The 12,185-nt window shown below is 62.6% G+C and carries 14 protein-coding genes; 1 reads left to right on the top strand and 13 read right to left on the bottom strand.

The window, feature by feature from the left end:
- Window positions 1-28: 28 nt before the first annotated feature.
- From CI15_RS15080 to CI15_RS15025, 13 genes are all read right to left on the bottom strand, one after another.
- Window positions 29-1,852, bottom strand: a complete 1,824-nt coding sequence (locus tag CI15_RS15080) for a DUF1302 domain-containing protein (RefSeq protein ID WP_420915862.1) — start codon at window positions 1,850-1,852, stop codon at window positions 29-31.
- A gap of 87 nt (window positions 1,853-1,939) precedes the next feature.
- Window positions 1,940-3,301, bottom strand: coding sequence for a DUF1329 domain-containing protein (locus CI15_RS15075; RefSeq protein ID WP_062129104.1), 1,362 nt, complete (start codon window positions 3,299-3,301; stop codon window positions 1,940-1,942).
- Window positions 3,302-3,351: 50 nt separating this feature from the next.
- Complete coding sequence (locus CI15_RS15070; RefSeq protein WP_062129102.1) at window positions 3,352-3,828, bottom strand: c-type cytochrome; 477 nt, start codon at window positions 3,826-3,828, stop codon at window positions 3,352-3,354.
- Window positions 3,825-4,331 carry a c-type cytochrome gene (locus CI15_RS15065; protein WP_062129100.1) on the bottom strand — a complete coding sequence of 169 codons (507 nt, stop codon included), beginning with the start codon at window positions 4,329-4,331 and terminating at the stop codon, window positions 3,825-3,827. Before CI15_RS15065 ends, CI15_RS15070 begins: the two co-directional genes overlap by 4 nt.
- Entirely contained in the window at window positions 4,328-4,867 is a 540-nt protein-coding gene (locus tag CI15_RS15060) for a methylamine dehydrogenase light chain (protein WP_062129358.1), read from the bottom strand. Before CI15_RS15060 ends, CI15_RS15065 begins: the two co-directional genes overlap by 4 nt.
- A gap of 37 nt (window positions 4,868-4,904) precedes the next feature.
- Entirely contained in the window at window positions 4,905-5,546 is a 642-nt protein-coding gene (gene mauD / locus CI15_RS15055; RefSeq protein ID WP_062129098.1) for a methylamine dehydrogenase accessory protein MauD, read from the bottom strand.
- A complete protein-coding gene (locus tag CI15_RS15050; RefSeq protein ID WP_062129097.1) occupies window positions 5,546-6,112 on the bottom strand; it encodes a MauE/DoxX family redox-associated membrane protein in 567 nt (188 codons plus the stop codon). Before CI15_RS15050 ends, mauD begins: the two co-directional genes overlap by 1 nt.
- A gap of 13 nt (window positions 6,113-6,125) precedes the next feature.
- Window positions 6,126-7,274 (bottom strand): amine dehydrogenase large subunit, encoded by a 1,149-nt coding sequence (locus tag CI15_RS15045; RefSeq protein ID WP_062129095.1) that lies wholly within the window; start codon window positions 7,272-7,274, stop codon window positions 6,126-6,128.
- A gap of 214 nt (window positions 7,275-7,488) precedes the next feature.
- Window positions 7,489-7,911, bottom strand: coding sequence for a hypothetical protein (locus CI15_RS15040; protein ID WP_062129093.1), 423 nt, complete (start codon window positions 7,909-7,911; stop codon window positions 7,489-7,491).
- Between the two features lie 75 nt (window positions 7,912-7,986).
- A complete protein-coding gene (locus tag CI15_RS15035) occupies window positions 7,987-8,862 on the bottom strand; it encodes a helix-turn-helix domain-containing protein (RefSeq protein WP_062129357.1) in 876 nt (291 codons plus the stop codon).
- Between the two features lie 13 nt (window positions 8,863-8,875).
- A complete protein-coding gene (locus tag CI15_RS15030; protein WP_062129091.1) occupies window positions 8,876-9,457 on the bottom strand; it encodes a carboxymuconolactone decarboxylase family protein in 582 nt (193 codons plus the stop codon).
- 457 nt (window positions 9,458-9,914) lie between these two features.
- Window positions 9,915-10,325 (bottom strand): hypothetical protein, encoded by a 411-nt coding sequence (locus CI15_RS36515; protein ID WP_153041115.1) that lies wholly within the window; start codon window positions 10,323-10,325, stop codon window positions 9,915-9,917.
- Window positions 10,326-10,339: 14 nt separating this feature from the next.
- Window positions 10,340-10,927: an RNase A-like domain-containing protein gene (locus CI15_RS15025; protein WP_062129089.1), complete on the bottom strand. Its 588-nt coding sequence runs from the start codon at window positions 10,925-10,927 to the stop codon at window positions 10,340-10,342.
- A 223-nt stretch (window positions 10,928-11,150) separates the two neighbouring features.
- Here CI15_RS15025 and CI15_RS15020 point away from each other — a divergent pair, with 223 nt between their 5' ends.
- Window positions 11,151-12,167 (top strand): alcohol dehydrogenase, encoded by a 1,017-nt coding sequence (locus tag CI15_RS15020; RefSeq protein ID WP_062129088.1) that lies wholly within the window; start codon window positions 11,151-11,153, stop codon window positions 12,165-12,167.
- The last annotated feature ends 18 nt before the right edge of the window (window positions 12,168-12,185 follow it).

Raw genomic sequence — 12,185 nt, 5'->3', positions numbered from 1 at the left:
CGCACCTACCTGCCTGAAAACCTGCTGCTTAAAAATTGCGTGTTGCGAACATGCCGACGAAGTTGCGGTCGGCGTACGGGTTACCGACGGTGTTGTGACCGCCGAAGAACGCCGTGAAGTTGATGCCGGCCTGCCAGACCGTGGGGTTCTGGTTGAACAGCACATACACGTTGACCGACTTCGCGCCTTGCATGTAATTCGCGGTGAAGGTCGGCGTGTAGCCGTACAGCGCGTCGGTGAACGTCACACCCGGCGTGACCTGCCAGCCCGGGATGATCGTGCCGTCATAGGTCCAGTTGAAGTCGACGGTCGCCCCGACCGAACTCGACGTGCCTTGCGCGGCCGTAATCGGATAGCCGAAGCCCGAGTTGTTGTTCAGCCACGTGAAGTAGCCGGCGGCGGGCGCCTGCGTAACCTGCTGACCGTCGACCGTGCGCGTGAGGCCGTTCGAATTGAGGCCCGGATAGTAGATCCACGCGAGTTCCATCGTCAGCAACGCCATGTCGGCGTGAATCAGCTTCAGGAACGGATAGTCGCTTTGCGTGAGACTCAGCTGGCCGTTGATCAGGTACTGCAGTTTCTTGCGGTCTTCCCACTGCTGGCAGGTGATGCCCGACACGGCGTTGGTGTTGAAGTCCAGCGGACCGCCCGCGCCGAAGCAGCCGGACAGCGCGACCGCATCGTGCGGACGGTACGACAGCTCGGTGCCGATCGCCCAGTCGCCGATGCCGAAGTTCGCGCTCGCGCCGAACAGTTGCCGGTTGTTCAGGTACTGGAACTGCATCGTGCCGTTCGGTTGTCCCGCGACGACCGGGGCCTTGTCGGTGTAGTTCTCGTAGTAGAAGCCGAAGTTGACGTCGACGCTCTTCGGCTTGTAGTTGAACTTGATACCGAACTGCGGACGGTATTTGTTCGGCAATTCGGTCGCGGTCGGCACGCCGATCGAGTTGAACGGCGGCCCCGCAAACTGACCGTTGACGAGCCCGTTGGTGATGCCGCCCAGCACTTCGGCGTTACCCGCGTTCGGACCCGCGATGGCCCCTGGGTCCAGGCCGCCCACGTTGCCATTGAGCGTGCTCACGCTCGCCGGACCGGAACCGCGTCCGAAGATGTCGCCGACCGACCAGTACGAGCCGACCGGCGGATAGCGGTTGCTTTTCCAACTGAACTGGTAGTAGGCCTCGGTGCTGAGTCCCGCCGTGATGCCGCTCGCGAAGCTGATCATCGGCTCGGGCAGCAACGCCTGCTTCAACTGCGTGCCCGGGATCAACAGCTTCTGGATATCGACCGGGTTGGTCGCGTTGATGCCGTTGGTCGCGAAGTAGCTCTCGCCCCAGTTGATGACCTGGTTACCGAGCCGCACGTGCGCCGTGTGGTCGTTGAGCGTGAAGTCCTTCTGAACCCACAGATCGAGCAGATCGACCGGATAGACGATCTGCGCGCTCGCGGTGCTCGACAGCGGCGTACGGTTGGTGTCTTTCGCCAGAAAGTCGTACATGCCGGTGCCGCGCACCATGAACTTGACGCCCTGGCTCGGCATCGCCAGCAACAGCTCGCTCGTCGCACTGACGTACGTGCTGAACGGCTGCCCCTTCCGGTAATTGAGGTTGCCGTCGTCGCCGTTGGACCACTGCGCGGTGTTCGCGCCCGCGCCGCAACCGTTGGCGTTCGGGTCGCCGGTCAGCGAGCAGCTCGGGTTCTTGACCCGGATGCCGCCGCCCGCGGTCAGGTTCGTGACCCACGAACCGTTGACGGCGCCGTCATCGAGGGTGAACTCGTATGCCGAGGCGCCCTGTGCCGCCATCAGCAGAACTAATGAAACTGCTGCGCTGATCTTTGTTTTCGATATCACGCTCTTCCCCTGCCTGCTTTCTTCCAGGTCGTATATGAAGAGTGGCGGCGCAATGCTGCGTATGCGCCGCCACTGCCTGACGCTACGTTATCGCTCGCTCACCGTGCGCAGATTCTCGGACGAATAGAAGTCGTCCTTGAAACGCGCATCGTTCGAATCTTCGTACCAGCGGATGTCGGTGTTGGTACCGATGGTCGACTGGTCGGTCACGTAGCGGCCGTTGTTGAGGTCGTACTGGACGAACGGCTCGACATCGCAGGCGCCGTGCAACTCATACACGGGGATCGGATACGCTTCCTTGACCTTCCACAGCTTGCCCTGGGCATCGTAGTCTTCGCCTGCCACCGCAAGGCCGCTGTCCTCGTCGATGTAGAAGACCTTCTTCGAGGCCACGTGACGCACGCCCGACTTCAGGGTCGCCTCGACCACGTAGACACGGTGCATCTCGTAGCGGCGCGCGTCGGGGTTCACGCCGTCCGGCTTGAAGACGTCCTCGAACTTGTCCTTGAAGTTGTACATCCCGAAGTCGTCGTAAGGGATATAGATTTCCTTCTTGCCGGCGAGCTTCCAGTTGAAGCGGTCGAGCTGGCCATTGAAGAGCCACGGCTCGTCGACCGTGTACTGGTTCTCGAAGCCGATCTGCGGCGCGTCGTACGAGTACGCCGGCATGCGGCGCACGCGGCGCTGACCGGTGAAGTAGTAGAACGTGTCGTTGCCCTTGTCGAAGTAATCGCGTTGCACGAGACCCTGTCCGGCCAGCGCGGCGGGCGTCTCATAGGCGAAATAGATCGCGTAGAGCATGCCGGCCTGCTGCGGCGAGGTCGCGCCCTTCTTGCCCCACGGGAAGAACAGCGTCTGCTTCGACTCGGCCTTGATCCACTCGCTGCTGCCCGGGCGCGGCGAGGCCGCCGTCACCGCCTTCTGCCATTCGGCGCCGATGCCGCGATAGCGCGCGAGGTGATCCCACATCGCTTCGGCGCCGGTCTTCGGCGCGGGGAACGGCATGCCCGGCAGGCTCGCGCTCTGCAGATTCTCGCCGGTCGAATCCATCTTCGCCTGGCTCGCGTTCAACGTCGTGTTGGCCTGCACGAAGTCGGGCGCGCCGCATTCGCGGTGCGTCGGATAGATGTCCATCCGGTAGCCCTTCTTCTGCTTGATCAGCTCGATCTGGCCGGGCGTCAGATTGTCCGCGTACTTGTCGACGTTGCTCGCGTCGATCGAGTACAGCGGCTTTTCGCCCTTGTGCTTCCAGAAGTCGCCGCGCACCTTGCCGAACGACCAGTCCGCGGGCGACGCCTGCGGACCCGCGTACGCGGGAACCTTGCCGTCGGCGCTCGCGCCCTTCTCCATGCCGGCGGTATCCGCCAGCGCGCTACTCGCGAGTGTTCCCAGCACGGCGGCCAGCACCGCTGCCGAACACATTGCCATTACCTGCGTCTTGCCTTTCATCGTCTCGTCTCCCGATACCTGTTGAATCGCCCGGCCGTCGCTGCGGCCACTTAGTACTGGTCTGCCACCGCCGTATCGCCATTCCTGCGCAGACTCTCGATCAGAGCCTTGCGATGTTTAGCGACGTCGGTGAGCGCGGGCCGCCGCTTCGCGGCGACTTCCTGCGCGGTATAAGGCCTGAAATCCGCGGGCCTCGTGTCTGCATTCCTCGTGTCGATGAGCCAGTTCAGAACGTTCGCGAGTTCCGCGTCGCTCAACGACGAGTTCGATGCGCCCGGCACGCGCATCACGAACTCGCGTCCCTCGGGGACGCGCACGAAGTGTCCGAGCTCGCCCGTGAGCGGAGGCACCTTGCCTGCGATGGCGTGCGCGTCGCCGGTGTGACAGCCCATGCAGTTGAGGACCCATGCCTGCCGCGCGGCCGCGACGTCGTAGCCGCGCTCCTCTGCGTGCACGGCCGCACCCGACACCGCCGCGCTCACGGCGAGCAACGCGGCATACAGTTGGCGTGCACGCGTCGTCTTCATAGCCCGATACTCTTGAGCGCGACGTCGCGGTGCGCGCGCACCTGGGCGCCGTCCATCTGCGTCGCGCGCAGCGCCTTCACTTCAGCCGCGGTGAACGGCTTCGCGCCCGCATGCTTCGCGTTCACGTCGAACACGAGGTAATTCAGCACGTTCGCGAGGTCCTCGTCGGACTCGACGCGAAAGCTCGGCATCTTGAAGTTGTAGCTCTTGTCCTTGATCGCGATCGTGCCGAACATGCCGTTGAGCACGGTCAGACCGAGCTGCGTGCGCCCCTCTGCGTTCGCCGCGTAGCGGCCCGGCAGATCGGTGAGCGGCGGCGCGAGACCGTCCTGCCCCTTGCCGCCCGCCTGGTGGCAGACCGCGCACTTGGCGTCGAAGAACGCCTTGCCCGGCGCGTACTGAACGTTTTGTGCCGACGCTGCGCCCGCGCTCAACGCAGCGCCCGTCACGCACAAGCTCACGGCCCACTTCGCGAGGCGCCGGCTGGAAATCGTCGTTGTCATTGCTGCGCCACTCCGAGCAAGGCAGATACTGAGCAGTGATAGTTCGCGTTGCCGCTCGCCATGCACCAGTTGATGTCGTTATCGAGCGAGAGCTTGTAGAGCGGCTTCTCGCGTTCGTTGCGGTTGCAGAAGCAGCGGCCGCACGAGGTTTTGCCGCAGCAGTCGTTGTACGACACGATGTAGTCGGTGCCGTCGTGCGGATTGCGGCAGGTGCCGATCCACGTGATCGGCGACGGTGACGTGCCCGGCGGGCAGCTGCTCGAGGTGCCGCCGCAGCAACTGCACAGCCAGCCGTCGATCGCGCAATAGCGCCAGTAATCGCAGCTATACGGGTCATCCGTTTTGCCCGCGCCCGGTGCGCTTGCGGCACTAGCCGCCGCGGCGTTGTCCGCCGCAAACGTGCGGTCCACCGGCAGCAGCGGCACGAGCGCCGAGCCGACCAGCGCGCGGCCGAGCGTGGCCATCGCACTGCGCCGCGAGCTGCGCTGCGCGACGCTGCGCGCCTTCAACTCGAAGAAAGAGTCGAACCATTTCATGCTTGTCGTCCTGTCGTTCTGGTGTGTGGTGACGTGCTCAGGCGTGCTGCGCGTGGTCCGCATGCTCGGCGTGATCGGCATGATCGGCGTGCTCGCCGTGGACGAACTCCTGCAGCGAGGCCACGCCGCGTTCCTTCGCCTCGAACAGGCTTTCGAGGTGCTCGCGCGAATTCACGAGACCCTTCGCGCGGACCTTGCCCGTTTCATCGATCAGCAGTGCGTAGGGCAGCTTGCCGATCTGATACGCGAGCCCCAACTCCTGCGAGAGCACGTACGGGTACTGGCCTAAGCCCAGCTTCTTGTAGAACGCCGCGTGCTCGGTGGTGTCGCCGTCGCTCGCCAGGACGATGTCGGTGGCCGTTTCGCGCGCCTGGATCGACGGCAGCAGCGGCAGCAGCTTCTTGCACACCGGGCAGCTCGGCGACAGGAAGAACACCAGGGTGCTGCGGCCCTTGGCCGAGATGCCGCCCACCTTGACCTGACGGCCGTCGAGCGCGTTGAGTTCGAACGACGGACCCACGGTGCCGACCGCCGGCCCCTTGTCGATCATCAGCGCGCCGACGGGCATCAGGCGTTCGTACAGCACGCCGATCTGGCGCACGAGCGCGAGTGAGATGGCGCCGAGCGCCAGCACGCCCAGCCACAGCAAAACATTGGAGATCAACAGTGCGTTTTCCATTACGAGTTCCTCAGGTGATTCAGCTTCGGACGGTTGGCGAGCAGCACGTCCAGGGTAAAGAAGGCGGCCACGGCGACGAGCGTCGCGGCGAGCACGCTCAGGTAGTCGAACCAGACCACCACGCGTGCGCTTTGCGGCATGCACACCAGCGCGGCGAGCACCGCCAAGAGCAGCGTGCGGGCGACATGCGCCCAGCCGATCGAGTGCGGCACGGCCACTCCCGGCTGGCGAAAGCCATTGCAGCCGCAATCGATGTCGGTGCGCCCGCGCGCCACATTGATACCGAGCGCGAGCGCGAACAGCACGAACAGCGCGGCGAGCGCGGCGGCGCCGAAGCTGCGCGTCGCCGGTACGAGGCTTGCGAGCGCGGCGGCGATTTCGACGAGCGGCAGCACAAACGCGAACGGCGCGACCAGTGCGTGCGGCAACAGATCGAAACCGGCGACGACCCGTTGCTGGTCGTCCTGGCGCGCCACCTTCGGCAACGCGAGCGACAGCGTGATGATCGATGTCGCGGCGAGCGCGACGCTCGAGACGACCGGATCGATGACGAGGCCTGGATTCATTGCATGCACCTCGTTACGGATTGATCAGCAGCGACGCGGTCGCGCCGATCTGCTTGTGAACGTGTTTGAGCTTGCCCGTCGCCGCGTCGGCGACGATCACGTCCGAGTTCGTCGTGATGCCATAGAACAGCGGATGCGCGTCCTCGCTGACCTGAATCGACAGCAGCGGGTCGATCTTCTGGTCCGCGAGCTTCCAGCGCGCGATGCGCTTGTGCGTCTTCAGGTCGAACACCCAGACTTCGCTAGCGGGGTCCTTGTGCGTATCCACGTTGCCCTGATGCATCGCCACGAACAGACGCTGCGTCGGCACGTGCAGCGCGGTTTGCTGCAGCCCGCCCGGACGCCAGCCCGCCTTCGCCTCGTCCGGCGTGACGAGCGCCCACGGCGCGCCGAACACCGGCGCGGCGCCGCTGAAGTCGGCGGTGCGCACGTTGCCGTTGAACGTCGCGAACCAGTACGTATTGCCGCTGCGCGACGCGTTGACGAACGCCGGATCCTTGTCGACGTCGATGAACGCGTCGGACAATTTACGGCTTTTCTCCTTGCCGTTCGGGCCGAGCACGACGGTCAGTGCCTTGCCGCTTTCGCACAGCGACGTGAAGCGGTCGTTACCCGACGGATAGGCGAGCACGCAGCCGTCCGTATCGATCTCGCCAGCGACCTGATGCGTGGCCGTATTGATCACGGTGACCGACGTCGCGGGCGTGATGTTCGATACGTACAGCCACTTGCCGTCCTTCGACATCGAGGTGTTGTACGGCGACGGCACGCTTTGCGCGTGCTTCGCCGGAATCACCACTTCACCGGTGATCTGCAACGTGGTGTTGTCGGTCGTTTCGACGACGTCGGTACGCGTGCCGTGCGAGCCGCGTGCGAAGTAAGTCGTCGCGACGTAGCTGGTCTTGTGATCGGGGCTGATCGCGAGACCCGGCGCGAAGCCGGCATCGATCTGGCCGAGCAGGCGGTCCTTGTCGGCGTCGATCACGTAAGTGCGCGCGTCCGTCATCGAGCTGAAGTTCACGTCCATGACGTACAGCTGATGCGGGCTGTACGCCGGCATCTTCGCGATCGTCAGGTCTTCGGCCTTTTCGGTTGCGAGTACCTGGGTCGCCATGGCGACGCTGCTCAACATCAGCAGCGCCCATCTCCGTTTTCTTTGCATCTCTTCTCCGCAAAAACATTCGTTATGGCATTGCGGAAAAGTAACTGGTGAGAATTGCGGAAACAGCTCCCAAATCGGCAAACGATAGATAGATTTATTACGTCTTTATTACGAACCCAATAACCGGCTTACGAACGCGTGCGAGGCATTTTTCTGCGGCGGTGAATAGCGGGGATGACCCGTATGCGCGAGCCGTGGTCGAGCGGGTGGCGGATCAGTCGTCCCAGCCGGTTTCTTTGCAAAGCGCCTGTTCGAGACCCGGCACGCAGGCTTCGAATTGATTGCGCGAGCCGAACAGGCGCGTGGGCAGCAACACGGCTTCGGCGGCGTTAATCAACAGCAGTGCGACGTTGATGCGGCGGTCCGTATGACGAATCACCGCGAAGTGGTGACGCGGAAGTTCGCCGTTGAAACGCGGGTCGGCGCTGGTGATGTCCTCGTCGTCGTGCAAACCTTCGAGTTGCGCGTCGGGGACGACGCACCACGATTCCGGTAAACGCTCGAGCACGTCGGTCACGTCGCCGAAATCGGAAATGACGGCCGCGTGCGAATTGAGCGCGCGCCGGAACCAGAGTGGCTCGTCGGCTGCTTCGACGTGAAGCGCCGCGACCGGAAACAGTAGAAGCCCGTTGTCCATGGAGAGTAGGAATAACGACGGATTACGCAACCTGAGTGGGTCGGATGATCGCCTAAAAACGGCGGCCCCGATATATCACGGCGTACGGTTTGCCGATATTGGAGGTCGCCGCGACGCATGCGCGGCAAGCAGCTGCTGATGACGCGCCTCGGTGGCATCGTCGGCGGGGAACATGCATTCGACGCGCAATTCCTGCGCGGCCACGTTTTGCGGTGTGCCCACGGTCGTGACCATCGAGAAATAGCGCAGCACCACGCCTTCGCTGACGAAGCTTAGTGGAATCATCGGCAGCGTGGCGTGCGTGGTGGACGCCCCGTGATGCGTTCTCCAGTCGCGCGGCACGTCGGGATACGCGAGCAGTTCGTCGAGCAGACGCTTCGTGCTGTCGCCGATCACGTGCCCCACCGACTCGCGATACACGCGTTGCAGCAGGCTGCGCGCCACCTCATCCCAATCGGCGACGAACGGACGCATGCCGAGCGGATCGAAGATCAGATGCAGCATGTTGCGCGGGCCTTCACGCGCGGCCATGTCGATGAAACAGTCGAAAAAACGCGGCGCCGCGTCGTTGCTCATCAGCACGTTCCAGTCGCGGTCCATCACGAGCGCGGGAAACGGTTCATGCTGACGCACAACGCGTTCGAGCGCGCGAACCACGCTGTGCATTTCCTGCGCATTCCATGGCGCTTCCGAATAGATCGGCGCGTAACCGGCGGCCAGCAGCAGCGCATTGCGCTCGCGCAGCGGGACGTCGAGCGTCTGCGCAAGCGTCAGCAGCGTGTCGCGGCCCGGCACGCTGCGCCCGCTTTCGATAAAACTGATCTGCCGCTGCGAATAGCCGGCCTCGAGCGACAGATCGAGCTGACTCACGCCACGCACGTCACGCCAATAGCGCAACAGACTGCCGAGATCACCGGCCTGCGGTTTCTGATCGTGACTCGTGACGTTCATCATCTTTCCTTCGTCAGGACGGCTGAACAGATGCGCTTCGGCGCGCGGGCGCATGCCACGCGAATTCCTCGAACTGGGCTTCGAGCGGCGGCTCGGTCACGCTTCCGGTGTAGTTCGTGATCGTCGAAGCGGCGACTACCGCCACCACCTCGAGCACCTGCTCCGCGCTGAAGCCTGCCGCGAGGAAGCGTTGCCGATCCTCGCCGGTGAGGTGCCCGCGCTGTTCGATCAGCGTGCGCGCGAGCGTCGACAGCGCCGCCAACTTCGCGTCGCCGGGCACGCCGCCGTGGCGGATCGACTCGACATCGGCATGAGGCAAGCCCGCCTGCAAGCCGAGCGCGGTATGAAACGCGACCGCCCATTCGCTGGCGTTCGTGACGGCGTTGGTGAGCAGCAGCGTCTGGATTTGCGGCTCCGTCAGACTGCTCGCATGCACGCGTTCGAACAGACCGATGAAGCCGTTGATCAGCACCGGCGAAGCGGCCATCTTGGCGGCGATGTTCGGAATCACGCCGAACGCCTGTTGCAGTTTCTGGAGCACGGGTTTCGATTGCTCGGGAGCGGATTCGATCGTGTGAACGGGATAGGTGGACATGATGGTATCTCCTTGACGTGTGCGGCATCGGATCGACGACGCGGTAGTTGGAGATTAGTGGAGGGCCCGCAGCCCGCCAATTACATCGGATGTCATCGCCCGCAGCACTGACGCAGACGGCCGCGCGTGAATGGAGTGCTGCGCGGGTGCCGCCAGAGGCTGGAAAAGCGGTAGATTGGCGGCGCGAGGCCTTCCCGCGAATATTAGAAATGCGGACGCGAAAGCTCACGAATATCGCCAGCCAATACCTCACAAAGCTTTTCGCACCCGGTAGCGCATTTCACGCGACCCACCACTGGCTTGCCTTGGCGGCGGAGCGTGCGAACACGTAAGCAACCAGAAGTGCAAACGCCGCGGAGGAAATGCGAACATCGCCATGCATGCACGCACCGGACGGCAAAAAACGTCCGAGACGGGAGCGCGCCGATCATGACGATCTGAAAGATGGACTCCTGGTTTAATCCTCGTCCTCAAACCAGATACAAAAATATCGGCCATCCCCATTCGATATCACGATTCCTGAGTCAAAAGTCGAATCGGTGAACGGATACCATGAACCCTGTATGACCAAGCTTCCATTTGAGAAATAACGACTATTTTCACACTCATTTTCTTCAATAATTTTTTTGGCAAAAAATCGGGCCCGTTCTTCCGGCATGCATTCGCAGTCATATGCTTGACCTTTCCATAGCAAATTTGTCAGGATAGATATTGCTCCATCCCTGTCCCGCTCTGATAGCTCGTTTGCATCAGGTTTCAACCCAAATTTTTGAAGGGCTATTGACAAATTATTCGAATAGTCAATAACAACAGACGCCCTAAGGTCGCAGGGGGATCGTTCTGCAAGAATTTCTGCTATGACATTCATTTCAGCAACTTCCGCTATTTAATCAAATAAGCCGTGAGAACATAATACGGCATGCCGTTGTATGATTCACACTTCAAGATCATCCTTATCTTATTCAAGGAAATCTTGTGATTTGTTTCTCGGACAACGCCATAGCCAATCTCCCCGGCGACGTCATCAACAAGAACGAGCTTCCCGCCTCCTCTGGCAGACTTCGACCAACAGCTTATTTTCGTTGAATTTTTCTGCATTACTTCGGAAATGGCTCGCTCTGCTATGTGAGGATCGGCATTCATCGCCTTGGCGAGCTTCGTCGTGCCCTGCTGGGTCAGCGTGGCTGTATCCTGTCCCGTCCAGACCTGACGCAGACCCGCCGCGGCCGTGTCAGAGGCGTGTGCGCCGAAGACGATACACCCGGCCTTGCTCGCCATCGTCGGTTCTGGCATCACACACAGCGCCCCGGCTCCGACCATTTCCAACAGACCGCCGACCAGTTGCAACCCGCCCCATAGCCGGTTGGAAAGCATCTCCGTGGGGCTGATCGACTGACGGGTCAGTACCGCCGCCAGTTGCGGCGCACTGAGCACCACTCGCACGCTGCCCGAATCCTGCTGATACGACATTCCAGATTCCTCTGTAGCTGTTGAAGGACTGCCAAGCTTGCCGGCAACTACAGGGACAGGAAATGGGCGATGGATGATTTTGAGCTTCCGCTGCCTCAAAACCTTCGTCCAGGCTCATTTGCCGTCGGATAACGCTTCCTTCTGGCGAGCACATTGGGCGCGGACTATCATGTTCGGGTTTGTTCCCCTCTTGTCCCGTTCATCACTGGAAAGGAAGAACATCATGCCCCGAATGAAAGCAGTCGAAGTGAAACAGGCCGGCGGCCCACTCGAACTGGTCGAGCGCGACGTGCCCGAACCGGGTGCGGGTCATGTGCGCATCAGGATTCAGGCTTGCGGCATCTGCCATAGCGATGTGATGACCAAGGAAGGTCTGTGGCCCGGCCTCTCCTATCCGCGTGTGCCCGGGCACGAGATCGCGGGCGTGATCGATGCGCTCGGCGCGGGTGTCGAGGGCTGGCAAGCGGGGCAGCGTGTCGGGGTCGGCTGGCACGGCGGGCATTGCGGCAAATGCGAACACTGCCGCCGTGGCGACTTCGTGCTGTGCAAGTTCGCGCTGATCCCCGGCATCAGCTACGACGGCGGCTACGCCGAATACATGGTGGCCCCGGTCGAAGCGTTGGCGCGCATTCCCGACGATCTGTCCGACGTCGATGCCGCGCCGCTGCTCTGCGCGGGCATCACGACCTTCAACGCGATACGCAACAGCGGCGCGCGCGCCGGCGACGTGGTCGCGATTCTCGGTATCGGCGGCCTCGGGCATCTCGGCGTGCAGTTCGCGCGCAAGATGGGCTTTCGCACGGTGGCGATCGCACGCGGTCAGGACAAGGCCCCGCTCGCGCAGCAACTGGGCGCGCATCATTACATCGACAGCAAAACGGAAAACGTCGCCGAGGCGCTGCAGGCACTCGGCGGCGCGAAGCTGATCCTCGCCACGGTGACGAGCGGCAAGGCGATGAGCGCTGTGCTCGGCGGTCTCGGCCTGAACGGCAAGCTCGTGATGGTCGGCGTTTCCGAAGAACCGGTCGAAGTGCCGATCACGCCATTCATCATGGGACGCAACTCGGTGCAAGGCTGGCCCTCGGGCACCTCGGCCGATTCGCAGGACACGCTCGCATTCAGCGCGCTAAGCGGCGTGAAGCCGATGATCGAGGAATATCCGCTCGCCGACGCGGCAAAAGCCTTCGACCGCATGATGAGCGGTCATGCGCGCTTCAGGGTGGTGTTGAAGACGGCTTGACCCGAACAGGCCGACGAT

The organism is Paraburkholderia monticola, from assembly GCF_001580545.1.
GTDB classification, from domain to species: Bacteria; Pseudomonadota; Gammaproteobacteria; order Burkholderiales; family Burkholderiaceae; genus Paraburkholderia; species Paraburkholderia monticola.
Note: the sequence above shows the minus strand (reverse complement) of the source record. Positions and strands in the feature narration are given on the sequence as shown.